Source organism: Campylobacter concisus, assembly GCF_015229955.1.
Classification (GTDB): Bacteria; Campylobacterota; Campylobacteria; order Campylobacterales; family Campylobacteraceae; genus Campylobacter_A; species Campylobacter_A concisus_AT.
The window spans coordinates 92,262-116,946 of the sequence record NZ_JAAKYZ010000005.1; the positions used below are offsets into that span (position 1 = coordinate 92,262).

The following is a 24,685-nucleotide window of genomic DNA, read 5'->3' on the forward strand; positions in this document are numbered from 1 at the left end:
TTTAAATTTTGCTCGATTTTAGCTAAAAATCGTTTGTAAATTTATAAAAAAATACAAAATTAATTTTTGCTTAATATATTTTATAAATTTATTTGTTTAAAAGCGATTTGCAATTAAAATAGCCTAAAAATTTATGACTAAAAGGTCTTTAGTGAAACTCAGAATTGGCATTGTTGGATACAATCTAGTTGGCAAGCAGCACTATATGGAGCTGAGGCGTTCTGACAAATTTGAAGTTTGTGGAGTTTTTGATAAAGAAAATAGAGATGATGCTTGCAGAGCTCCGTTTTTTGATGAGTTTAAAAAATTTATAGAAGTAGCCCAGCCACAAGCTGTCGTACTTTGTCTGCCTCAACATGAGATCGTAGAGGCCTTTTGTCAGTGTGCAAAATATTGCCAAAATATCTTGATTTCAAGGCCAATATTTAAAAGTGTAAGCGAGCTAAAAGAGATAAAATATGCTTCAGTGGTAAATAAAGTAAGAGTTTGCACCGGCGTTGATGAGCGCTTTAATCCGACCATCGTTTCATTAAAAAAGGCACTTTTAAAAGAAGAAGAAATTTATAGCATTTCAATTGCGCATTTTAAACCACTTTGCGAAGGAAATATTATAAACGAGCTTTCACTTTGCGATATAGACCTTGCGAAAAATTTAGTAGATAGTGAAATTTGTAGCTTTTTTTATACTCAAGCAAATAAAACAAATACCAAAATATGCGACAATGTTGGAATAAACATTAAAATGAAAAATCAAATTTTGGTGAGTATTACTGATTCTTTTTGTGGCTCTTTAGAGCGTTTTAAAATAGAAGTAAATGCCAAAGAGGGTGTTTATTTTGGCGATCTTATCGATTATAAGCTTCATAGGGTTAATGAAAATGGGCAGATGAATTTAAAAACTGATCCCATAAATAATGAGATAAAAGCTCAATACGATGCCTTTTATGATCTTTGCCAAAGCGGCGAAAGTAGCGAGCTTTCAAGCATCGATGATGCAATAAAAATCAAAGAGCTATTTTGATGAAAAGGGCACTTTTGCTTTTGAATATGGGTGGGGCAAATAGCCTTGCTGATGTAGAAATTTTTCTAAAAAATATGTTTAACGACCCGTATATTTTGGGTATAAAGAATAAATTTTTAAGAAAATTTGTAGCATTTATGATTACAAAAGGTAGACTAAAAACGGCTAAGCATAACTACGAACAAATAGGTGGCAAATCACCTATTTGTGAGCTTACAGCTAAGCTTTGCGATAAAATTTCAAGCTTACAAAATGAGTTTGATGCAGTTGATTTTGCAATGAACTATACTTCACCATTTGCAAAAGATGTGCTTAAAAAATACGAAAATTTTGATGAGATAGTGCTTTTGCCACTTTATCCTCATCATTCACAAACTACAATAACTTCGAGTTTAGATGATTTTAAAAAAGCAAAAGATGAGCTAGAGATAAAGGCTAAAATTTTGCTTTGCGGACCATTTTATGATGATGAAATTTACAACAAAATCATAATCTCGCATATAAACGAAGCCATAAATAATATAGATGTAAGCGATGTGGAGCTTATCTTTTCGGCTCATTCGTTGCCTCAAAAGATTATCGATAAAGGTGATGTCTACGAAAAGCACATAAATGAGCATGTGCAAATTTTAAGCAAAATGATAAAAGATAGCGGATTAAACTTCAAAGAGATAAATTTAGCCTACCAATCGCGCCTTGGCCCTGTAAAATGGCTAGAGCCCTCACTAAATGAAATTTTGGCAAAATGTAAGAGTAAAAAGGCTCTTATCTATCCGCTCTCTTTTTGCATAGATAACTCTGAGACCATTTTTGAGCTAGTTATTGAATATGCAAAGATTGCAAAAGAGCTAAATTTTAGCTTCTACAAGGTTGTTTGGTGCCCAAATTTTAGTGATGAGTTTGCTAGTTTTATCTTACAAAAAGCAAAAACAGCCAAAGAGATTAACTTTTAGGAATAAATCTTGCTTATGAAATATATCTCAATACAGTAAAAGGAGATATATGAAGGTACAAAATAACGACATAATCGATTATTTATTGCAATCAGGCTCAAGCAAAACTAAAGATAAAAAAAATAGTTTTGATGAAATTTTAAACCTTGCTATGGATAAAATCGCAAGCGATGCAAAAATTTCAGATAAGATTGAACAGTTTAAAAAAAGGCTTACTGAAATCGGTGCAGTTGGTTTTATAAGTGAGCTAAATTCTAACAAGATAGAAGAGAAAATAGCCCAAAAGAAAAAGGAGCTAACAGAACTTCTAGGCATAGATGATCCCGCAAAAACACAGGATCAAAAAAATGAGTTGCTTAAAATAATGGATAAAATTTTAAGTGATTATCGCAAAGAGCTAAATGTAGCACTTGCTAATCAAGCTCTGCTAGAGAAGCAAAAAAATCTTAATAGTAAGAGTAGTAGCTCGGTTAATTTAAGTTCTGTTTTAAACGAACTAGGACTTGCTTAAAATTTATATAAAAGATATTTAGACCTATATAACTTTGCCAAAAATCTATATTTTTACGGCAAAGTTATGCCAAATTTTATAGCAGCCCCGTATATTATTGCGCTAATTATTCCAGCAAAAAAGCCAGCTACCATATCATCGCCCATTACGCCAAGGCCACCTTTTACATTGCGGTCGATCCTGCCTATTATCGAAGGCTTTTTAATATCAAGCATTCTAAAAAGCACAAGTGAGAGTATTAGCTGAGAGATCGTAGCTCCGCTAATGGCAATAGCAAGCCAAACTCCAGCAACTTCGTCTATAACTATAAAACTTTCGTCGTGAGAATTTACCTTTTTTTCAAAATCATCTATAACGCTAATGCTTATCAAAAATAGCAAAATGCTAGCTAGAAAAAGTGTGGTTGATGATAAAAAATAAAGCACAAAATAAGCTACCACAGCGCCAGCAATAGAGCCCCAAGTGCCAGGCGCTTTTGGCAAAAGTCCAAATCCAAAAAAAGTTAAAAATAGTTTTTGCATAAATTTCCTTAAGTCATCGATGATGTTTGATAAAGCTTCATAAGCTCTTCGTAAAAGTCGCGGTCAGTTTTGTTTTCAAGCAGTCCTGAATTTACAAAAAGATCATCACAAAGCTTTTGCACGTCTTTGAAGCGATTTGTAAAGAGTTTGCTTAAAACCAGTGCAGAAATTTCTGGCCTCACAAGAATGGCTGGTGGCATAATGCCGTTAAATAGCAGCTCTTTGATAACATCTGGATGATATTTGATCTGATGATGTTGTCCGTGCGGGCAACTTTTGGTGCTAACTAGTGTCTTGCATTTGTTGCAATAAACTAGCTCTGGCAGTACGATTACCTCTAAATTTAGGTCGTTTTTATAAATATCAAGAATCGTATGAGCTTCATTGTGATCAAAAAACATTCCAATTCCTGAGTGGTTTTGTCCGATGACTAGCTTATTTGCTCCAAATCTTGAAGCAGCGATGCACTCAAGTGTTGGGTTTGCATGTGAGCTAAAAAGAGTCGTATTTTTTAGAGCAAAGACAAAGACCTTTTTTGCCGGCAAATAATTTTGTATAAAATAATCTAACACTTGCTTTCTAATCTCGTAATCAACGTGCTTTTCTTCACGTGTTCGTATTAGAAAAATGATTACTAAATCAGCCTTGTCAATAGTCATTCTAACAAGACGCTCGTGAGCTCTATTAAATGGATCAGCCGTTAAAAAGACCGCCGTTATCTTTTTAGCGCCATCTTCTTTTATTAGATCATTTAGTGCATTTTTGCTTATTTGCATACTTTCATCATAAAGCTCAAATTCGCCACTAATGCTGTATTTACCCAAGTTTAGCTCTTTATCATTGCTGGCTTCATTTGCTAAAAATATATTTTTAGCTCTCATGCTCTCGTCAAATTTAAAGACCTTAGCAACATTGATGTGTCCAACGATCTTACCATCAAGACTTAGATTTACCTTTTGTCCAGGAGTAAGCTTGCTAGCAATATTTTGATTTAGCTCGCCAAATGGAGCAAATCCAAAAGAATACGGCATCGGCTCGCCATTAAAATAGCCTTTTTTGCTCACCTCTTTTATCTGTTCATCGTCCATCAACGAGTCGTAATTTGAGAGAATTTTATTTTTTATTAGCTCCAAAGCACCAAAAACTTCGGTATTTATAGAAATTTCACTATTTTTTCTTGCTGACGTCATATTTCTTTCTCTTTTCCCAAAGTGATTTTCTAGAAATTCCAAGCTTTTTGCTAAGTTCTGTATCAGGGAATTTATCTTGATAATTAACGATTATGTATTTTATATATTCATCGATCGTAACGATCTCATCGATATTGAAATTTTTATCGCGTCCTGAAAGCTCAAGCTCGTCAAATGGTGCTTTTTGTGCAAAATCGCTAGTTGAGATCGCGACCTTTTTCTTTTTGCAAATTTCTAAAATTTTCTCTTTTTCTTCTTGTTTTAGCTCCTCTAAATTTGTCATATAGATTAGCTCATCACCATTTTTGGCTAGTGCCTTTTCAAGCTCAGAAAAACAGGCTTTGCCTAAAAATAAAAATGGCAATTTGCAAGTTTTTACATAGCTAAATATAAATTTATCGCTGTATCCGCTTTTACTTGACTTTAAAAGCAGTGGAAATTTTATCTTTTTTGCCTCAAAGCTAGAAATTTCATACTCTTTTAAAGCATAATTTACGTAGCTTTCATAGTTTTTGATCTCGTTTTTGAAATTTCTAAATTCCTCAAAATGCTTTATCTTTCTAACTAGCTCTTCTATCATAAATGGCTTTTGGATGTAATCTACCGCGCCCGCTTGTATCGGCTTTAGCACAGTATCGCTGTTGATGTAGGCGATGAGCAAGATGATGATAGAGCTTTTAAATTTCTCTATGACTGGGTAGAAGTCCTGCCCTGGGAGTGTGGTAGAAAGTAACACTACGTCAAAATTTTCAAATTTCAAAGCCTCTTTGACGCTCTTTGCGATCTCGCAGTCGTAGCCAAAGTCAGCTAGTTTGCTAGCCATCGAGCCAGCTAGATAAATTTCGTTTTCTACTATTAAAATTTTCATATTTGCTTCCAGTTGTAAAATTTAAGGCTAGCACTTGCCATTACGGCGATCCCTTCGCATCTGCCGACAAAGCCAAGCCCTTCAGTAGTCGTTGCCTTTACATTTATGCGGCTTTGGCTTAAATTTAGAGCTTTTGCGATATTTGCCTCCATTTTTGACTTTAGCTTTGAAATTTTTGGTTTTTGCGCCATTATCGTGATATCAGCGTTTGTTAGCATAAAACCCACACTTTGCACTCTTTTGTAAGCTTCCTCAAGCAAGTAAATGGAGCTAATATCTTTAAATTTAGCGTCCGTATCAGGGAAAAGCTCGCCTATATCGCCAAGCCCAGCAGCCCCCAAAATGGCATCCGTCAGCGCATGAAGTGCCACGTCGCCGTCGCTGTGAGCTTTTAGTCCAAACTCATAGTCGATCTTCTCGCCGCAAAGAATCAAAGGACGGCCATTTTCAAACTCATGCACGTCAAAGCCATTTCCAACAAAGACCTCATTTTCTGGCTCTTTTAAGGCAGAAATTTTAGCAAGATCCTCTTTGTAAGTGATCTTTCTTGCCATTTCATCGCCTAAAATTTGCCAAACGCTTGCGCCAATGGCTCTCATGGCCGAGCTATCATCTGTGTAAATTTCACCACTGCTGAGGGCTTTTTTAAGAAGTGCTGTGCGAGAAAGCTGTGGTGTTTGGATAAGTTTTACCTTCTCTCTATCGATCGCATTTTCACCAAGGTAGGCAGTATCAGCTATCTTTAGTGCAGGAACTACACAATCAGCCTGACTTGCTGCCTCGATGATCTTATGAAAGAGCTCGCTTGATATACAAGGACGAGCGATGTCACTAACTAAGACAAATTCGCTATTTACTAGCTCAAGTGCGTTTTTTAGGCTATCTTGTCTGGTTTCGCCGCCATCAACAAATTTATAATTTGGAGCAAATTTTGACATATATTTGCACTCTTTGCTAACAACAATGATCTCTTTAAATGTGTAAAAGTTACTCAAATTTTTAGTGGCAAATAGCCAAAGTGGATCGCTTCCTATTCGAAGCCATTGCTTCTTTACTGGTAGCTCAAAACGGCTAGAATTTCCTGCTCCAAGCATTATAAGTGATATATCAAGCAAGATAACTCCTTTGAAAATTGTTACAGAATTATACATTTCAAAACTTCAAAATTTCTTTTTAAAAAAGTAAATTTTTAAAAGCTTATTTAGTTAGTTTAAATCAAAAAAGGACTAAAATGAGGTTTTTAAAAATCAAAAAAGGCCTTATATGAGAGATAAGACGCAGATGTATTATGCTAGGCGCGGCGAGATAACGCAAGAGATGAGCTATGTGGCAAGGATCGAGGGGCTTAGTGAAAATTTAGTAATGGATGAGGTGGCAAAAGGTAGCATCATCATCCCAGCAAATATAAATCATAAAAATTTAAAGCCAATGGGCATAGGCAGAAAGCTAAAGACAAAGGTCAATGCAAATATCGGCAACTCAAGTCTAAGTAGTGACATTTGCACGGAGCTTAAAAAGCTTGAAATTTGCTTAGAATTTGGCGCTGATACGGTTATGGATCTAAGCACAGATGGCGATTTAGACGCTATTAGGAGTGCGATCATTGAGCATTCAAGCGTGCCAGTTGGCACAGTGCCTATGTATGAAATTTTAAAAGAGGCAAAAGAGGTTACAAATATCACAAATGAGCTCATTTTAGAGATACTTGAAAAGCAAGCGAAGCAAGGGGTTAGTTACTTTACGATACACGCTGGATTTTTGCGTGAGTTTTTGCCGCTTGTCAAAAAGCGAAAAATGGGCATAGTAAGCCGCGGTGGCAGTTTAAGCGCAAGCTACATGTCAAAGTTAAATAGGCAAAATCCATTTTATGAGATTTTTGATCAAATTTTAGAAATTTGCGCAAGGTACGACGTCTCGCTCTCGCTTGGCGACGGACTTCGCCCAGGATGTCTTTTTGATGCGACAGATGAGGCACAGCTTAGCGAGCTAAAGGTGCTTGGAGAGCTTACACTTCGTGCGTGGCAAAAAGATGTGCAAGTGATGATAGAAGGCCCTGGTCATGTGCCATTAAATCAAATTGAGTATAATATGAAAATCGAACAAGAGCTCTGCCATGACGCCCCATTTTACGTGCTTGGACCGCTTGTCTCAGACATAGGCGCAGGATACGATCACATCACCTCGGCGATCGGCGGCACAATTGCAGCATATCACGGTGCTAGCATGCTTTGCTACGTGACGCAAAAGGAGCACCTTGGCTTGCCAAATGAAAATGACGTAAGAGAGGGCATCGTAGCTCACAAGATAGCAGCTCATGCCGCAGACGTCGCACTTGGTAAGGCTGGAGCTATAGAAAAGGATCACGAGATGAGTGATGCTAGATATGCATTTGACTGGAACAAGCAGTTTGAGCTTAGCTTTGATCCAAAGAAAGCTAGAGAGCTTCACGATGAGAGCTTGCCAGAAGACGCGTTTAAGAGCGCTCATTTTTGTTCGATGTGCGGACCAAAATTTTGTGCATATAAAATTTCAAAAGATCTAGAAAAAGGAGAAAAATGTTAAATAAAGAAGAGGTCTTAAATAGGCTAAAAGGTGTTATATATCCTGGTTTTGAAAAAGATATAGTTAGCTTTGGCTTTGTAAAAAATGTAGAAATCGGCGATAAAATTTTAATCGAGGTCGAGATCGTTAGCTCAAATCCCGATGTGGCAAACGAGCTAAAAACGGATATCAAACGTGTCATGGGCTCAAATGAATATGTGCTAAATTTGATCCAGCCAAAGATACCTGAGGAGAAAAGTAACACTCAAAGTGGCAAAAATATCGCGCCGCAAGTTAAAAATTTCGTAATGGTAAGCTCTGGAAAAGGCGGCGTTGGTAAATCAACCACAACGCTAAATTTAGCCATCTCAATGGCAAAACTAGGCAAAAAAGTGGGAATTTTAGACGCTGACATCTACGGACCAAATATTCCAAGAATGCTTGGCGAAGTAAATACTCAGCCACAAGTCGTTGGTAACAAGCTAAAACCGATACTTAGCCATGGTGTTGAGATGATGAGTATGGGCGTTTTGATGGAGGAGGGCATGAGCCTTATCTGGCGTGGCTCAATGATCATGAAAGCGATCGAGCAGCTGCTAAAAGACGTGCTTTGGAGCGAACTTGATGTCTTGTTTCTCGACATGCCTCCAGGAACGGGCGACGCGCAGCTAACTCTGGCTCAAAGCGTGCCAGTAACGGCAGGTGTCTGCGTCACAACGCCACAAGTGGTAGCGCTTGACGATAGCAAACGTGCGCTTGATATGTTTGAGAAACTTCACATCCCAATCGCTGGCGTCATCGAAAATATGAGTGGTTTCATCTGCCCAGATAATGGCAAAGAGTACGACATCTTTGGCAAAGGTACGACTGAAGAGGTGGCAAAAGCTTACAACACGCAAATTTTAGCTGAAATCCCTATCGAGCCAGCTGTTCGCGTGGGCGGCGATAATGGTAAGCCAGTTAGCTTTTACGAGCCGAACTCAGTCACTGCAAAACGCTACGAGAGTGCGGCTGCTAGACTTTGGGAAGTGATAGAAAATATAAATAGTGATGGCGGAGCTGATAACTCAGCGATCCAACCAGTAAATGACGGCAAGAGTGCTTGCTCGAAGTAATCTCTAAATTGATCTATAAATTTGCACGTAAAAAATAAAAGTACGTGCAAATTTAGCTTTTAAAAGAAATTTAACAGGAGAAAAAGATGAAAGCAATCGTAACCGTAGTCGGAAAAGATAAAGTCGGCATCGTAGCTGGTGTATCAGCAAAGCTTAGCGAGCTTGGACTAAATATAGATGATATCTCACAGACTATTTTAGATGAGTTTTTTACGATGATGGCTGTGGTTTCAAGTAATGAAAATAAGGATTTTACGGTCTTAAGAGAAGAGCTTAATAAACTTGGGGAGAGCCTTAAAGTCAAGATTAACATCCAAAGTTCTGCCATCTTTGACGCGATGCATACAATCTAAGGAAAAGCAATGGACATCAAAAACGTAACCGAAACGATCTCGATGATCGAAGAGCAAAATTTTGACATCAGAACGATCACGATGGGTATCTCTTTACTTGATTGCATTGATCCTGATATCAACAAAGCTTGTGACAAAATTTACGCAAAAATCACCACTAAAGCCAAAGACCTAGTCAAAGCGGGCAACGAAATTTCTGCTGAGCTAGGCATACCAATCGTCAATAAAAGAGTGAGCGTGACGCCTATCTCGATAATCGGAGCGGCAACCGATGCAAGCGACTATGTTATGATTGCAAAGACGCTTGATAGGGCTGCAATTGAGATTGGCATTGATTTTATAGGTGGTTTTTCGGCTCTTGTGCAAAAGGGCTATCAAAAAGGCGATAAAATTTTGATAGATTCTATTCCGCAAGCACTTGCACAGACTACAAAAGTATGTGCAAGCGTCAATGTCGGCTCAACAAAAACAGGCATAAACATGAGTGCTGTGCGTGACATGGGGCACATCATAAAAGAGACGGCAGCTGCTTCTCGAATGGGTTGTGCTAAGCTCGTGGTTTTTGCAAACGCAGTTGAAGACAATCCTTTCATGGCTGGTGCATTTCACGGCGTGGGTGAGGCTGATGTAGTGATAAATGTCGGCGTCTCAGGTCCAGGAGTGGTAAAAAGAGCCCTTGAAAAGGTGCGTGGCGAGAGTTTTGACATAGTGGCTGAGACTGTGAAAAAGACGGCATTTAAGATCACTCGCATCGGTCAGCTCGTGGGCCAAATGGCGAGTGAAAGGCTTGGCGTGAAATTTGGTATCGTTGATCTTTCTCTTGCCCCAACACCAGCCGTGGGCGACTCGGTGGCTCGTGTGCTTGAGGAGATGGGGCTGGAGGCTGTTGGTACGCACGGAACGACTGCGGCACTTGCTCTCCTAAATGACGCAGTAAAAAAAGGTGGCGTCATGGCGTGCAATCAAGTGGGCGGCTTAAGCGGTGCATTTATCCCGGTCTCAGAAGATGAAGGCATGATAGCTGCGGTGCGCGCGGGATCGCTAAATTTAGAAAAGCTTGAAGCGATGACCGCGATATGCTCGGTTGGTCTTGATATGATCGCTATACCTGCTGACACACCAAGCGAGAGCATAGCTGCGATGATCGCTGATGAGGCGGCTATCGGAGTTATAAATCAAAAAACAACGGCCGTTCGAATTATACCTCTTGGATGTGAGGGCGATATGATCGAGTTTGGCGGCCTTTTAGGAAGAGCACCTGTGATGAAGATAAGCAAAGCCTCTAGTGCCGACTTCATCGCTCGTGGCGGACAAATTCCAGCACCTATCCATAGTTTTAAAAACTAATCTTCAAAGTCCGCTTTAAATTTGCGGACTTTACATGATTTATTTTAGTCGTTTAAAAACAATTGATTCTTTGGTTTTTTGTTATAATTCTACTTTTTATAAATTACGATATATAAAATATAAAGGATTTTTATGGGACGTGTTCATAGGGATAGGGTAGGTCAAGCGATGAGGCTTTCAACTCCAGTAGCCATGTTTATCGTGTTATCTATGTTTATTTTTGCAATTTCGCCGATAACATTATTACTGGAGCTTTATTTTCAAAATAAACTATTAAAAATAAAATGGCGTATAAAAGATATCGTATGGACGTTAAATTCAACATTTTCATTTTGGGTTTTTGTTATTGGCTTGCTTGCAATTTGTATATATAAGATATTTAATAGATCTATGCCTAGCATTAATATGCCTACTATTAACGATTACATGCCATTGATAATAGTAATTTTGCTCTTGATACCACATTTCTATTTTTCAATTAAATATTACAGTAAATTTAATCGCTTTTTTAGGCTAAAAGCAGCAGGTAGAAGAAAAGAATTGCGTGCAAAAGCAGAAATGATTTTAAAAAAAGAAAAAGAAGAAGATAGACTAAGAAGAGAAATTAATAAAACTATTCGTTAGAGATTTTATACAATTTTGCTTCTTGTGTTGGTTAAAAAACATAGTTTATCTCTTAAATTTATCCTAACCTTTTCAACCGCTTTTAGTTAAAATAATAAAAATTTTAAGCCAAGGAGCTAAAATGAAAATTTTATCACTGCTTACGGCGCTACTTTTTGGAGCGGTATGTGGCTTTGCAAATGATGGCAAAGTAAGAAGTATCGACATCTACGTCACGCCATACTACTCAGCAAATGCTGGCAAGGTGGAGTACGTAAAGGTCTATGACAAGATAGATAAGCTTTTAAAAAGTGGCAAAGAAGAGGACTTTAAAAAGGCTGAAAAGATCGTGCAAGACGCCCCACAAATGGTCTCTCCGATAACTCTTTTTGTTCTTTCAGCTCGCGCATACGATCTTGGACTTCGCGATGATGCGGTATTTTGGTTTTATGCGGCAAAAAATCGCGCGATCTTGCTAAGAGGCGTTATAGACATGGAGGGCGAGAAATTTACTGACGTGGTGGCCGCGATAGGGGCGTTTATGAAGCTTGTTGGCGACGTGGTCAATCCTTATGCATTTTGCGATATCAGAAAGCAACAAGAGATCGCTGATAAAGCGCTTGAATGGACTAAGAAAAATGCCTATGAAGCGATGTTCTCGCCAGAATTTAGCTCGCCTCACGAAGATAGAAAAGCAGCCCTTGCAAAAGGCATAGAAAAGCTAGAAGCGCGCAATAAAAAAGAGAAAGATTACTTTTTAGACAAAGACAATCTTGCTAACTTTAAAGCTATGCGCAAGCAAAATGGCACTGATGAGAAATTTTGCTTCTAAGTAGCGAGAAAAACTGAAAATTTGCTTGTAAATTTAGCTTTTGCTTTATGCTAAAAAGGCAAATTTACAAGCTATCTCTATTTTATGTCACGACAGGTTTGCTTAAATTTCGCTCTTTTAGAAGAGTAGCAAAATCACAAAAAATGAGAATAAAAAATGACTTTGGAATTTGGCGAACTTGAAAAAGTTGCAACGAATGATGGCTTTATCTGGTATGCCCAGACGTGGCTAAAAAGCGAAATTTTTGGCCAAGTGCTCTTTTGTCTTATCTCGGCAAATGGGGCAGACGTGGATGATGAGACGATTTTGCTTGCGCAGAGTATCGCTCAGGATATCGACCGGTACATAAAAGACGCACTTACGTTTTTGCGAGAGAAGCTTAAGCAAAAATGCCTTTTGAACAAGGATGAGCTTAGAGCGCTTGATGTGCCAGTTTGCGATCTGCCGTTTAGCTCGCCTCAATGCACCTTTTATGCGCACGATAAGCAGTGGCTGATGAGATTTGCCGAGGGTGCACTTGATATCTGCGAGCCTTTTGGTATTGGGGTGATTTTTGAAGGTGAAAAGCCACTTCGTTTAGAAAATTTAGAGCTTAGCCAAGAGTGCTAATCGCGGATAAATTTTGCTTTTAAACGGTGAGATAAATTTAGTTGCTGTTTTAGGTTTTTAGCCCAAAACAGCAAAAATTTGCATTTATGCGTTGCAACAACAATAATCACTCGGATCTTTTTCTTTTGTGATCCTAGCTCTTAGGTCGTGACGGATGATCTCTATCGACCAGAACCATATCATGTGGCCGACAAATTCAGATACATGCTCGTACCAAGGGAGTGTCCAAAGTGGTGGAGTAAGCCCCAAAATAGGTAATGTGATCACGTGAACAGCGATATTTACGATAATGCCAACTAGTAAGCCTTGCCATATTGTAATCTTTGGAAATTTCTCAGCCAAAACACAATAAGCAACCGCGAAAACGATCGAAAACAATATATGCGTCATCATTACGTAGTTAAATGCATGCCCTGCAAACTCGTAAATGGCGGCATTTGGATCGGCTACGCCCAAATAATCCCTTAAAAACACATAAGGCGGATTTAAGAAATTTCTAGAGCAATCGATCGCATCGGCTGCTCTAATGGCACTCTCTGGTCCGCAAGCAGCGTTAAACATATCCATCGGACTTCTTGGAGGAAGTGGGAATTCCGCTCCCCATTTGACAAAGGCTGAGACAACACCAGCGATAAGGCCGATTAACGCAGCCAGAGCAAATCTAGGTTTTGTTACTAAATTTGACATTTAAACCCCTTCTTTAAATTTGCAAAATCTTATTGCAATTTACTTTATGATAAGATTAATCATTATTAAAAATATAAAAATATTTAAAAATTTTAATGGACTTAAAATCATAAAATTTTTAGCCATTTTTGGCTAGACTAAGAAAAAATTTAAAGGAGAATAGATGTCTAAAGAGTTTAAAGATGCAAATGAATTTAAGGAATTTTTTGAAGAATTTAGAAAAAAAGATGGCTACAAAGATCCACTTGCTTTTGGTATCGCTAGGATCGATCGTGGACAAAAAAATACAGATAAAATTTTGCAAGCGACTTTTGCTGTTGTAAACTACAAAGAGAGCTTTTTAAGCGCAGCTGCTTATATCTATGCTTTGCAAAAATGTGATGTTAAGGTTGATTTTAACGGCTCTGAATTTGTAGCTGATCTTACACCAAAAGTAGTGAAAAAAGCCAGCAAGCTCTTTAGCGTCTTTGAAAAAGAGATAAGCTCTCATAAAAATGTACAAAATTTGCATGCTGTAAAAATGGCATTCGATGACGATCTTGAACTAAATGAGAATAAATTTAAGCTTGTGTTTTTATTTGATGATGCAAAACCACTTAGCGTGGAGGCCGTATATCTCAAGCTTTACTTGATCTCGCTTGGCAAGGTTGCACCTAGGACGATCGTGCTTGATGGAGCTTTTGGTGTGTTACCAAACGTTGCATGGACTAGCCAAAATACGCCGATTGAGCTTGAATGGTTAAGAGAAAATGAAATTTCTCTAAAGATGTTTGGCGAATACCCAGCGATCGTTAGCGTCGATAAATTCCCAAGATTTTTAAGCCATATTATTCCAGCTGATAATACGAGAATTTTAGACTCAGCCAAGGTTCGCATGGGCGCTGCCGTGTATCCTGGTACAGTCGTTATGCCAGGTGCTGCCTACATTAACTTTAACGCAGGTACAACCGGTGGGGTGATGGTTGAAGGTAGGGTTAGCAGCTCTGTCGTAGTTGGCGAGGGTAGTGACGTAGGTGGCGGAGCTAGCATACTTGGCGTACTAAGTGGCACAAACGGCAACCCTGTAAGCATCGGCAAACATTGCTTGCTTGGCGCAAACTCAGTCACGGGTGTACCTCTTGGTGATAACTGCATCGTGGATGCTGGTATAGCAGTACTTGAGGGCACAAAGGTCTATATATCAGCTAGCGAGCGCGAAAAGCTAGCTAAGCTAAATCCAGAGTTTAAATTTGAAGCTGAAATTTACAAAGCACTTGAGCTTGGCGGGCTAAACGGACTTCATTTTAGACAAAACAGCCAAACAGGTCAGATCACTGCAAGTGCGAGCAAAAGGGCGATCAAGCTAAATGAGGCACTTCATTAAAGGAGCTAGCATGAAAGTTGGCATTTTGATGTTTGACAAGCTAAATCTACTAAGCTTTGCCAAAATTTATGATTTTTTACATAAATTTGAGGATTTTAATATCAAGACCTATGCTCTAAAGCCTGAAATAGTCGATGAATTTGGTATCAGGCTTCATCCAGAAATTTATGCTGAGAGTCTTTATGGTGTGGATATCTTAGTCGTGCCAGATGGCGTTGGAGCACTTGGATTAAGATACGATGAGATATTTTTAAGCTGGGTTAAAAGCTCAGCAAGTGCGAAATTTAAGATAGGTTTTGACCTTGGCGTGCTTATCCTTGGTGGGGCTAGATTTCTGGAAGATAGAGAGGCTTGCATAAGGGGCGGATACAAAAACGCACTTAGTGACTACTGTGATGTTAATGATGCTAAGATGTGCGAAAGTAGGGGTGTCATAAGCGTTAGTGAATTTGATGATAGAATCAAAGAACAGCTGACAACGATGCTGGGTAAAGATAAATTTTAAGAGTTTTGAGCTTTAAATTTTTTAGTTTAGTGGGTTAGAATAAGGCTTTTTGTTAAACATCTCCTTTATCCTTAAAAGAGAAGATGCCAACAAGATCGACAATATCCACTTTTTGATTTTTAATATCGCACATCATTTTAAAATGCTCCAGTGCGATATTCTTATCATTTTTACTTAACTCATTAAGTTTTTAGTCACATCAAAAATGATATCTATGCCACCATTTTTTATTGTCATAGTAAAGTATAAAATTTTAAACTAAAACCAGATAAATTTTTAGCTGTATTGCACTCTTGCAAGAACAGTATTTCATAAAATCTAATGCAAAATATCAAATAAAATTTAACTAGCCAGTGTTTGCTGGCCAGTTAAATTATTCGACAGTTACGCTTTTTGCGAGGTTTCTTGGCATATCGACGTTGTTGCCAAGCCTAACAGAAATTTCAAGTGCAAGTAGCTGAAGCACTAGCATCATCTCAAAAAATTCGCTCATATAGTGATTTTGTGCGCTTGTTTTTACGTAGTCATCGCTTAGCTCAAACTCAAGTGGGCTTATAGCTAGGATGTAAGCATCTCTTGCGGCAAGCTCTTCAACGTTGCTCTTTGTCTTTTCATAAAGTAAATTTTGAGGCATTAAAGCGATCGTAAATAGCTTCTCATCTGCAAGTGCGATAGGGCCGTGTTTCATCTCGCCTGATGGATAGCCCTCGGCGTGAAGATATGAAATTTCTTTAAGTTTTAACGCACCTTCAAGTGCTAGCGGATAGAAAATATCTCTACCAATAAAGAAGAAGCCATGACCGTGTAAATAATGCTTGCTTAGGCGGTGAAGCTTCTCTTGAAGAGAGTTGTTGATATTTAAAATTTGTGGGATGTGAAGAAGCGTTTTGATCTCGTGATCAAGCTCTTTTTTGCTGATAGACTCTTTTGCTGCTGCCATTTGAAGCACAAGCATCCAAAGCACGATGATCTGCGTTGCAAAGGCCTTTGTGCTTGCCACACCTTTTTCAATGCCAGCGCGAGTTAGAAGAGTATTGTCAGCTAGTCTAACGATAGATGAGTTATCAACGTTGCAAATAGCAATTGTCCTAAGACCGGCTTCTTTAGCGATCCTCAATGCTTCTAGAGTATCTGCTGTTTCGCCGCTTTGAGATATAACGATAAAAAGCGAATTTTTGTTTAAGTAAGGCTTTCTGTATCTAAATTCGCTAGCAACTTCGACCTTTGTTCTAACTTTAGCAAGCCTTTCAAAAAGATAGCTTGCGGTTAGTGCTGCATGGTAGCTCGTGCCGCACGCGCAAAGCACGATATCATCGATACTTTTTAGATATTCATCGTCTAAATTTTCAAGAGTGACTTTGTGGTTTTTAACCCTGCCCATAATGGTTTCAGATACGACTGCACCTTGCTCGTAAATTTCTTTCTCCATGAAAAATGTATAGCCCTCTTTTTGGGCATAGCTCTTATCTTTTGGTAAAGCATTAAACGTTATGCTCGCCTTTTTGCCGTGTTTAAAGACTGCGATCTCGTCTAAGCTCACGTAGCCGTAATTGTTGTCATCAAGATATGCCACCTCTGTTGCATTGCCGATAAGTGGAGCGTCAGATGAAGCAAAGTATAGCTCTTTTTTGTCGCTCTTTCCTATCGCCATAGGAGCGGCATCTTTTGCAAAAAATATCTTATCAGGTGCAGTTTTGGTGATAAGTAGCGTCGCATAAGCGCCTCTTAGCTTTGCAATAGTTGCCTCATAAGCTTTAAATGGATCTTTTTTCTCTTTTAAAATTTCTTCAAAAAGGTGCACGATCACCTCAGTATCGGTTTGGCTGACAAATTTCACGCCCTTTGCCTCAAGCTCATCTTTAAGCTCTTTGTAGTTTTCGATGATGCCGTTGTGAACGACAAATGAGTGCTCGCCAAGGTGCGGATGAGCGTTTATCTCAGTTGGTTTGCCGTGCGTCGCCCAGCGTGTGTGACCTATTGCCACGCCAAAGCCAGTTGATATAAAGTCCTTTGTTTTTAGGGCTAAATTTTCAAGCTTGCCGACCGCTTTAAAAAAATCAATCTTGTCATTACTCATCACAGCCATGCCAGCGCTGTCATATCCGCGGTACTCAAGCTCTTTTAGACCGCTTAAAATGACCTCTTTTTTCTCTTTATCTCCGATGTATCCTACGATTCCACACATGTTTTACTCGCTTATTAATAAATTTAATATCTCTTCACCCTTACTCTCAAGTCGCTCGTTTTTCTCGATCAAAAATAGATTTCTCGTTCTATTTTTAACCGTCTGAATTCTAGCACTCGTGACTTGAAAATGAAGCCTGTCAAAAACACTCATCACATAAGCCATTAGCCCGCGCTGATCTTTTGCGTTGATGCTAAGTTTGGCGTAGTCTTTTGAGTGATTTAGCTCGAAGTTTATCTCATCTTTGTTAATGTTTGGTTTCAAAGGCTCTTTTAAAACCTCGCTATTTAGGGATTTTAGAGCTAAATTTTTAGTATTTTCAAGCTCCTCTTTTTTAACATTTTGGTTAAAATCAAGCCTGATATAAAATTTCTTCTCAAATAGCTCAAAAATTTCCATATATGCTAGGTCAAATTTGGCAAATTCATAGAGCAGGGCGCTTAAATTTAGGCTCTTTTTTGTATAAATCTGAATGCTTAAATTTTTAGAGTTATTTATAAAAATTTCTGTCGTATCTAAGCTATCTGCAACCTTGCTTAAATTTATGATCTCACTCGCACTATATTTTATAAAAACAAGATTTGATGTGATTTTAAAAATTTTCTCTTGCAAGCTTAGTTCAAGCGCCAAAAACTCGATATTTCGTTTTATAGATTGCTCTTTTTTTACACGTCTTGTCGCTTCATCAAGTAAATTTTCATCGCTAAATGCACTAAGAGAAATTTCATAAAGCTCTCTTAAAAGCTTTGCTGTGTAGGCGTTATAGAGCCTCTCGTTTGTCGCGTTTATCACGCAGTAGCTAAGGATGTAAAGTAGTTTTAAAACCTGCTTGTCGCCAAGCTTTGAGATAAAAGTAAATATAACGCGTTGGGAATAAATGTCTTCTCTGTTTGAGACGTTGCTCATTAGAGTGTGGTATTTTATCAGGATGACGCCGATATTTACGGCTTTTTGGCTTAAATTTAGCTTGTTTGCGTAGGCTCTAAAGATATTTGCGCCGATATTTGCATGATCCCTGCCAAGCCCCTTGCCAACGTCGTGCATTAAAGTCACGATCTTTAGCATCGTCTTGCCCTCCAAGCAAAGCTCGGTATAGAGATTTTTTATAAATTTATCTTTTATATTTTCAAGAAATTTTACACTTAAAATGCTATGCTCATCGACCGTAAATTCGTGATAGCCGTCGTACTGAGCTAGCTGGCTGATGTGTTCCATTGGTTTTATTAAAATTTGTATCATTTGCGCATCAAGCAATGACTTTAAAATAGCGTAGGAATTTTTTCTTAAAAATATCTTCTTAAACTCACTTATAGCACGCTCTAAGCCACTTTTTGTGATGATGGCTCGCTTGATGTAAAAGATCGCACTTATATCAAATTTATAATCAACATCTTTTAGTTCTAAAAGCTCGGTTATTAGATTTTCAATGAGAGCTGGCTTTTTATGAAGCGGCACGTAAATAACGCCATTTATCTCGTAAAAGCCATTTTTTAGCCTAGCAAATTTTCTCTGCTCAAAGCTTAGCTCACTTTTAAAAAATGGCCTGCAAAGAGAAGCGACGATAAACCTCGAATAAATAGCAACATTATTCATTGAGCTTAGCATTTTTTGGCTGATAACGCTTTCATTGTCTTGAAGCTTTTTAGACTTTGTTTGCATGAAATTTGTCGTGATTTCAACGCTTGAAGCACTAAAAGTATCAGAATTTTGCGTCAAATTTAAGGTGGTTAGTAGGCTTAGTAAAAAGTCCACATTTAGATTAAAACTAGCGATCTCTTTTTCATTCATCACTTTTAGGGCCTGTGATCTAACTGAAATGTCGCTATCTAGGCAGTTTAGTATGCAGTTTAGGTGATAAATTTCATCTATCCCACCAAAGCCACTTTTTAGATTTGGCTCTTGGGCTAAGTAGCTGATGCTAGAAAATGGTAAAAATACCTTTAAATGGTAGTTTAAAAAGGCTTTTTTATCAAATTCTTTTAATTTTACGATCTCGCTTTTTACTAGGCGGTATAGACTTTTTGAACCACAGATATATCGGACTTGCGATGTTTCGCTTTTAAATTTGAGATCGTCTTTGTAATTTGTAAAAATTTCATCTATTTCGACGCTTTTTATATAAAAATTTATTCCAGAGCTACTTAAAATTTCGCTAAATTCTTTTAAGAAATTCTTTATGTTGTAGCCTTTTAAATTTTTATAAACTAGTAAAATTTCAAGCTCACTATTTGCGCTAAGTAAGGTTTGGGCGTATTTTCCAGTAGCTAAAACACTAAAGGCAAAGCTGTCATTTTGCGGCACAAAATCATCAAAAAAATCTCGCATAGTTTCATTTAAATAAGATTTTATAAAATCATCGTATTCTTTGGCTAAAAAATTTGCAAAATTTCTACCCTGATTTTTTTGAAAATGTTTTGGTAAATTTGCCTTAAAATCAAGAAATTTCTCTTTGATTTTTAAATAATTATTGCTATATTTGGTACTTTTATCAGCCAGCATTTAATGTTTCCATTGTTAAAAATATCTTGACAAATGTTACATAATTTTTGCAAAAACAAAGCTTTATTTGCTTATAATAAAGCCTTAAGTTCAGCTTTAGGACGATAAAGATAATGAATCTATTACAAAAACTAGAAAGTGGCGAGAGATTAAGCAAACAAGAGGCTTTTTCGCTTTATGAGCTTGATCTTTTTACCTTGGCTAAATTTGCCGACAAAAAGCGCAGAAAGCTGCACGGCAATAAGGTCTTTTTTAATGTAAATCGCCATATCAATCCAACAAATATCTGTGCTGATATCTGTAAATTTTGCGCATTTTCGGCTCACAGAAAAAATCCAAATCCATACTTAATGAGCCACGAAGAAATTTTAAAGATCGTTGATGAGAGCGTGAGCCACGGTGTAAAAGAGATACACATCGTATCAGCTCACAACGCAAAAAGTGGCTGGCAGTGGTATTTAGAAATTTTTAAAAAGATAAAAGCAGCTCATCCAGAGCTTCATGTAAAGGCGATGACGGCGGCTGAGATTGATTTTTTATCAAGGCATTACGGCTTAAGCTACGATGAGGTGATAGAAAAGATGCTTGAATACGGCGTCGATAGCATGCCAGGGGGTGGGGCTGAAATTTTTGACGAAGAGATCAGGGCTAAAATTTGCAAAGGCAAGGTGAGTAGTGAGAACTGGCTAAAGATCCACAAAATGTGGCACGATAAAGGCAGGCAAAGCAATGCTACAATGCTTTTTGGCCACATAGAAAGCCGTGAAAATAGGATCGATCACATGCTAAGGATCAGAGACTTGCAGGATGAAACTGGCGGATTTAACGCATTTATCCCGCTTGTCTATCAAAGAGAAAATAACTACTTAAAAGATGTGAAATTTCTAGGATCAGCTGAAATTTTAAAGACTATGGCGATATCTCGCTTGTTGCTTGATAACGTCCCACATATAAAGGCGTACTGGGCTACTTCGACGCTAAATTTAGCGATGATCGCTCAGGAATTTGGCGCTGATGATCTTGATGGCACGATAGAAAAAGAGAGCATTCAAAGTGCAGCTGGCGCAAATAGCGCAAATGGCGTTACACTAAAGACATTTTGCGATCTCATAAAGACATCTGGTTTTACGCCGGTTGAGCGTGATAGCTTATATAACGAACTTAAAATTTACTAAAAGGAGCTTGGGGTGAAATTTTTTGACTTAGCACAAAACAAAACGAGTGTGAAGCAGGAATTTGGAGCGGGACTTACGACGTTTTTGGCGATGATGTATATCGTGCCGGTAAATGCGATCATTATGAGCAAAACTGGTATGCCTTATGAGGCACTAATCACGGCAACTGCGCTAATTACCATCTTTTCTACGATATTAAATGGTCTTTGGGCGAACACACCAGTTGCGATGAGCGTTGGTATGGGACTTAATGCTTATTTTACATTTGGTCTTTGCATCGGCATGAAAGTACCTTGGCAAACGGCTCTTGGCGTTGTTTTTCTAAGCGGCGTGATATTTGTTGTCTTATCTTTTACAAATTTTAGAATGTGGATAATTAGATCCATCCCACTTGACCTACGAAGAGCGATAAGTGCGGGCATAGGCACATTTATCAGCTTTGTGGCGTTTCAGCAAATGGGCTTTATCGTAAATAGCGACGCAGTTTTGGTTGGTATAGGAAATTTCAAAGATCCAAACGTACTTCTTGGCGTTTTGGGATTATTCTTAGTTATTTGCTTTTGGGCGTGGAAGATAAAGGGCGCGTTTATCCTAGCTGTGCTTGCTACTTCAGTGATAGCTTGGGTGCTTGGTATCGCTCCTCATCCAACAGAAATTTTCTCAACTCCAGCCTCTATCTCTCCGATATTTTTAGAGCTTGACATAAAAGGCGCGCTTAGTCTAGCCTTGCTGCCAGTTGTTATCACATTTTTTGTGACCGATCTTTTTGACTCGATAGGCACGCTAGCTGGCGTTGGTACAAGAGCTGGGATATTTGACGAAAACAAAAAAGATGGCGTCGTAAAACTTGAAAAAACTCTTGAAGCTGACGCTATTGCTACGGCAGCTGGCTCTCTTGTAGGTGTAAGTACGACTACATCGTTTGTAGAGAGTGCTAGTGGTGTAGAAGAGGGCGGCAGAACTGGTCTAACGGCTGTATTTTGCGGACTTTTATTTATACTTACACTCTTTATGTTGCCACTTTTTAAAGCGATCCCTGGCAATGCTATCTATCCGATCCTTGTAATGGTTGGCGTGCTTATGTTTGCTGAGCTTGCTAGTATAAATTTCAAAGATCCGGCCATTGCGGTTGCGACATTTTTTATAGTTGTGCTCATACCACTTACTTACTCGATCACAAACGGCCTTGCATTTGGCTTTATGTCATACGTAATAGTTAAGCTCATAAAGAGAGAATTCGGCGATATAAATTTAGGTGTAGTAGTGCTAGCGCTCATTAGTTTTATCGTATTTTTAGTGCATTGATAAGGAAGAAAAATGATATTTTATAGCTACGATGAATTTGCTATTGATACTAAAAAGATGGCAAAACAGATAAAAGATGAGTTTGATCCAGAGGTGATACTAGCTGTGGCAAGAGGTGGTCTAACGCTTGGCCACTCGCTAGCTGTTGCGCTTAATAATAGAAATTTATTTACCCTAAATTCTATCCATTATGAAGATACCAACAAGCTTGATACGATTAATATCTTTAACGTGCCAGATCTTAGCAAATACACTAAAATTTTGCTCGTCGATGACATCATCGACAGTGGAGAGAGCATGGTCGAGATAAAAAGAGAACTGCTTAAGCGTTATCCAAATTTAGATATCAAAATAGCGACCGTCTTTTATAAAGAGAAGGCTCTGCTTTTGCCAGAATTTAAGGTAAAAGAGGCTCACGATTGGATTGAGTTTTTTTGGGATATACATATTTAAGGAAAATTTTTGCTAGATAAATTTAGAGAATTTGTTGGACATCACGTCGCTTTTAGCGTATTTTTAATATGTTTGATTGATTGTATATTTTTACTTTTTACGGCAAATTCTCTTAGCATAAGTTACAGTGAAGCTGAAATTTTTTTTAACAAACAAAATTTTCTTAGCCATGTTTTAAACTTAAGTGTTCAAATTTTTGGTCAAACAGATATTGCTCTAAGATCTGTAATGATCGCGTTTCATATTCTAAGCGTTATTTTAATGTATAAGATAAGCAAATTTTACATTAAATTAGAGTTTGACAGACTTATTGCGGTATTGCTTTTTATCTTACTTCCTGGCACGCTAGCTTCAGCTCTTATCGTCAATAATGCTGGGCTTTGCGTTATGCTGGCGCTCCTATGTATATACTTTTTCCATATTAAAAATAAAATTTTATTTGTAACATTTTTTTGTCTTTCTTTTTTTATAGATGGCGATTTTTTGATATTTTACGTAGGATTTTTTATATTTGCACTTTACAAAAGAAAGCCGCCTCTTGCTTGGCTAAGTGCTATTTTGTTTTTGCTCACGCTTTACTTTTTTGGTTTTGATACAAATGGTAGGCCAAGTGGGCATTTTATCGATACTTTTGGTATCTTTGCCGCTGTTTTTTCGCCGTTTATTTTTATCTTTTTTGTCTATACGATTTATAGAATTTGGGTAAAAGAGAAAAAAGATCTTTTATGGTTTATTGTGATTTGCTCATTTTGCTTTTGTATGATAGTCTCAGTGCGCCAAAGGCTGGAACTTGAGCAGTTCTTGCCATTTTGTGTGATCGCAACGCCACTTATGGTAAGAGTTTTTTTTAATTCGTATCGTGTAAGATTGCCAAAATTTAGAAAAGGCTATAAAATTTGCACGACCTTAGTGATGCTTTTTTTAGCCTTAAACTGGTCGATGATCGTATTTAATCAAATTTTTTACCTATTTTTAGATAACCCAACAAAGCATTTTGTCTATAAATTTGATGTTGTGAAAGAGCTTGCTGATAAATTAAAAGAAGCGGAAATTAAGGATTTATACACTGATAATAAAAAGCTTGTATTAAGACTTAAATTTTATGGTATAGACGTAAGAGATGAGTCTAAAAATTTATTAGTAAGCGCCGATCTAGATGGAAAATCAAAATTTTGTATAGAAAAAATGGGAAAAGTAATTGCAAATTTTGACGTAAGAGGTAAGTAGATGCATAAAAACAAGGGTTTTACTGTTATAGAGCTTATCTTTGTAATCATTGCCGTTGGCATACTTGCAGCAATGATCATACCAAGGCTAGAAATAAACGGAGCCAGAGAGGCAGCTACACAGATGCTAACGCATATAAGGTACGCCCAGCACCTTGCCATGCAAGATGATAAATTTGTACATTCAGAAAATGAAAAATTTTGGTTTAAAATGAGATGGGGGATAGCTATTAATGATACTAGTTTGCAAGAGTGCTCTGTAGATGAGCCTGGGATTAAATCTTGGAAATATAGTATTTTTTATGATAAAAGAGGTAGTGGTAATAAATTTAGTGGTAATTTAAATTCCAAAGAAGAGGTTGCCATCGATACACAAAAATCAAACAAATTCTTAAGTGCGGGCTGGAGAGGCATTCCTCAGTCCTATTGCAATAAAATTAATATAGATTTAAATATTGAAAAAAAATATGGCATAAAATCGGTTAAATTTGTTGGTAGTTGTAGAAAAGGCAAAATACAAACCATTGATTTTGACGAATTAGGTAGGCCCATGAGAGTGGTAAGTGTTACTAACAATAAAGGAGCGAAAAGGCCTTATTCAAGACTATTAAAAGGTGATTGTAAGATAGTTTTAACAGATAAAAATAACAATGTAGCTTCTATAAATATAGAAAAAAGAAGTGGATACGCATATATAAACTAAACCCTATAAACCTATAATAAAAATACATAACTTAAAATTTTTAATCGCCAACAATTTTTTCTCAAATTCCCTAATTATTTCAACTATCTTTAAGTATTGCTCATATATAATTCCAGCTCA

24 protein-coding genes are annotated in these 24,685 nt (G+C 37.6%); 17 read left to right on the forward strand and 7 right to left on the reverse strand.

The window, feature by feature from the left end; translation table 11 throughout:
- Positions 1 to 151 precede the first annotated feature (151 nt).
- The 3 genes from G6W45_RS07925 to G6W45_RS07935 are packed head-to-tail and all read left to right on the forward strand — an operon-like array spanning position 152 to position 2,485.
- Positions 152 to 1,021: a Gfo/Idh/MocA family oxidoreductase gene (locus tag G6W45_RS07925; RefSeq protein WP_194168119.1), complete on the forward strand. Its 870-nt coding sequence runs from the start codon at positions 152 to 154 to the stop codon at positions 1,019 to 1,021.
- A complete protein-coding gene (gene hemH / locus G6W45_RS07930; RefSeq protein ID WP_194168120.1) occupies positions 1,021 to 1,974 on the forward strand; it encodes a ferrochelatase in 954 nt (317 codons plus the stop codon). Before G6W45_RS07925 ends, hemH begins: the two co-directional genes overlap by 1 nt.
- A gap of 49 nt (positions 1,975 to 2,023) precedes the next feature.
- Complete coding sequence (locus G6W45_RS07935) at positions 2,024 to 2,485, forward strand: response regulator (protein WP_072594668.1); 462 nt, start codon at positions 2,024 to 2,026, stop codon at positions 2,483 to 2,485.
- A 53-nt stretch (positions 2,486 to 2,538) separates the two neighbouring features.
- Here the strand turns inward: G6W45_RS07935 and G6W45_RS07940 are convergent, their stop codons facing one another.
- From G6W45_RS07940 to G6W45_RS07955, 4 genes are read right to left on the reverse strand one after another with little or no spacing between them, the layout of a single operon-like run.
- Positions 2,539 to 3,006 carry a phosphatidylglycerophosphatase A family protein gene (locus G6W45_RS07940; protein ID WP_194168121.1) on the reverse strand — a complete coding sequence of 156 codons (468 nt, stop codon included), beginning with the start codon at positions 3,004 to 3,006 and terminating at the stop codon, positions 2,539 to 2,541.
- 8 nt (positions 3,007 to 3,014) lie between these two features.
- Positions 3,015 to 4,196 carry a sulfate adenylyltransferase gene (locus G6W45_RS07945; protein ID WP_194168122.1) on the reverse strand — a complete coding sequence of 394 codons (1,182 nt, stop codon included), beginning with the start codon at positions 4,194 to 4,196 and terminating at the stop codon, positions 3,015 to 3,017.
- Entirely contained in the window at positions 4,174 to 5,064 is an 891-nt protein-coding gene (locus G6W45_RS07950) for a response regulator (RefSeq protein WP_107776489.1), read from the reverse strand. Before G6W45_RS07950 ends, G6W45_RS07945 begins: the two co-directional genes overlap by 23 nt.
- A complete protein-coding gene (locus G6W45_RS07955; RefSeq protein ID WP_242039085.1) occupies positions 5,061 to 6,179 on the reverse strand; it encodes a bifunctional 2-C-methyl-D-erythritol 4-phosphate cytidylyltransferase/2-C-methyl-D-erythritol 2,4-cyclodiphosphate synthase in 1,119 nt (372 codons plus the stop codon). Before G6W45_RS07955 ends, G6W45_RS07950 begins: the two co-directional genes overlap by 4 nt.
- Positions 6,180 to 6,327: 148 nt before the next feature.
- On the opposite strand from G6W45_RS07955, the gene thiC reads away from it, so the two are divergent.
- The 7 genes from thiC (at position 6,328) to G6W45_RS07990 (ending at position 12,464) form a co-directional block, all read left to right on the forward strand.
- Complete coding sequence (thiC, locus tag G6W45_RS07960; RefSeq protein WP_194168124.1) at positions 6,328 to 7,626, forward strand: phosphomethylpyrimidine synthase ThiC; 1,299 nt, start codon at positions 6,328 to 6,330, stop codon at positions 7,624 to 7,626.
- A complete protein-coding gene (locus G6W45_RS07965; protein ID WP_084109302.1) occupies positions 7,620 to 8,720 on the forward strand; it encodes an Mrp/NBP35 family ATP-binding protein in 1,101 nt (366 codons plus the stop codon). Before thiC ends, G6W45_RS07965 begins: the two co-directional genes overlap by 7 nt.
- Positions 8,721 to 8,806: 86 nt before the next feature.
- A complete protein-coding gene (locus G6W45_RS07970; RefSeq protein ID WP_194168125.1) occupies positions 8,807 to 9,073 on the forward strand; it encodes an ACT domain-containing protein in 267 nt (88 codons plus the stop codon).
- A 9-nt stretch (positions 9,074 to 9,082) separates the two neighbouring features.
- On the forward strand, positions 9,083 to 10,420 hold the full coding sequence (locus G6W45_RS07975; RefSeq protein ID WP_194168126.1) for a PFL family protein: 1,338 nt from the start codon (positions 9,083 to 9,085) through the stop codon (positions 10,418 to 10,420).
- A gap of 132 nt (positions 10,421 to 10,552) precedes the next feature.
- A complete protein-coding gene (locus G6W45_RS07980) occupies positions 10,553 to 11,044 on the forward strand; it encodes a hypothetical protein (RefSeq protein ID WP_035167532.1) in 492 nt (163 codons plus the stop codon).
- A gap of 121 nt (positions 11,045 to 11,165) precedes the next feature.
- Positions 11,166 to 11,855, forward strand: coding sequence for a cytochrome-c oxidase (locus G6W45_RS07985; protein ID WP_194168127.1), 690 nt, complete (start codon positions 11,166 to 11,168; stop codon positions 11,853 to 11,855).
- Between the two features lie 156 nt (positions 11,856 to 12,011).
- Positions 12,012 to 12,464: a hypothetical protein gene (locus G6W45_RS07990; protein ID WP_194168128.1), complete on the forward strand. Its 453-nt coding sequence runs from the start codon at positions 12,012 to 12,014 to the stop codon at positions 12,462 to 12,464.
- Positions 12,465 to 12,548: 84 nt separating this feature from the next.
- On the opposite strand, the gene G6W45_RS07995 is transcribed toward G6W45_RS07990, so the two are convergent.
- Positions 12,549 to 13,151: a YagU family protein gene (locus G6W45_RS07995; RefSeq protein WP_103559747.1), complete on the reverse strand. Its 603-nt coding sequence runs from the start codon at positions 13,149 to 13,151 to the stop codon at positions 12,549 to 12,551.
- Positions 13,152 to 13,314: 163 nt separating this feature from the next.
- Here G6W45_RS07995 and G6W45_RS08000 point away from each other — a divergent pair, with 163 nt between their 5' ends.
- Both G6W45_RS08000 and G6W45_RS08005 read left to right on the forward strand, forming a co-directional pair.
- Complete coding sequence (locus G6W45_RS08000) at positions 13,315 to 14,514, forward strand: 2,3,4,5-tetrahydropyridine-2,6-carboxylate N-succinyltransferase (protein WP_054196847.1); 1,200 nt, start codon at positions 13,315 to 13,317, stop codon at positions 14,512 to 14,514.
- A 10-nt stretch (positions 14,515 to 14,524) separates the two neighbouring features.
- Positions 14,525 to 15,019 carry a type 1 glutamine amidotransferase family protein gene (locus G6W45_RS08005; protein WP_194168129.1) on the forward strand — a complete coding sequence of 165 codons (495 nt, stop codon included), beginning with the start codon at positions 14,525 to 14,527 and terminating at the stop codon, positions 15,017 to 15,019.
- 373 nt (positions 15,020 to 15,392) lie between these two features.
- On the opposite strand, the gene glmS is transcribed toward G6W45_RS08005, so the two are convergent.
- Together glmS and G6W45_RS08015 are read right to left on the reverse strand one after the other, a co-directional pair.
- A complete protein-coding gene (gene glmS / locus G6W45_RS08010; RefSeq protein ID WP_194168130.1) occupies positions 15,393 to 17,204 on the reverse strand; it encodes a glutamine--fructose-6-phosphate transaminase (isomerizing) in 1,812 nt (603 codons plus the stop codon).
- A gap of 3 nt (positions 17,205 to 17,207) precedes the next feature.
- Positions 17,208 to 19,703 carry an HD domain-containing protein gene (locus tag G6W45_RS08015; RefSeq protein ID WP_194168131.1) on the reverse strand — a complete coding sequence of 832 codons (2,496 nt, stop codon included), beginning with the start codon at positions 19,701 to 19,703 and terminating at the stop codon, positions 17,208 to 17,210.
- Between the two features lie 110 nt (positions 19,704 to 19,813).
- Between G6W45_RS08015 and mqnE the strand changes: the two genes are divergently transcribed.
- The 5 genes from mqnE to G6W45_RS08040 are packed head-to-tail and all read left to right on the forward strand — an operon-like array spanning position 19,814 to position 24,565.
- Positions 19,814 to 20,878, forward strand: a complete 1,065-nt coding sequence (gene mqnE / locus G6W45_RS08020; RefSeq protein WP_194168135.1) for an aminofutalosine synthase MqnE — start codon at positions 19,814 to 19,816, stop codon at positions 20,876 to 20,878.
- A gap of 12 nt (positions 20,879 to 20,890) precedes the next feature.
- Positions 20,891 to 22,183, forward strand: coding sequence for a solute carrier family 23 protein (locus tag G6W45_RS08025; protein WP_194168132.1), 1,293 nt, complete (start codon positions 20,891 to 20,893; stop codon positions 22,181 to 22,183).
- A 12-nt stretch (positions 22,184 to 22,195) separates the two neighbouring features.
- A complete protein-coding gene (locus G6W45_RS08030) occupies positions 22,196 to 22,636 on the forward strand; it encodes a phosphoribosyltransferase (RefSeq protein ID WP_103582953.1) in 441 nt (146 codons plus the stop codon).
- 9 nt (positions 22,637 to 22,645) lie between these two features.
- Positions 22,646 to 23,863 carry a glycosyltransferase family protein gene (locus tag G6W45_RS08035; protein WP_194168133.1) on the forward strand — a complete coding sequence of 406 codons (1,218 nt, stop codon included), beginning with the start codon at positions 22,646 to 22,648 and terminating at the stop codon, positions 23,861 to 23,863.
- A complete protein-coding gene (locus tag G6W45_RS08040; protein ID WP_194168134.1) occupies positions 23,864 to 24,565 on the forward strand; it encodes a pilus assembly FimT family protein in 702 nt (233 codons plus the stop codon).
- Positions 24,566 to 24,685 lie beyond the last annotated feature (120 nt).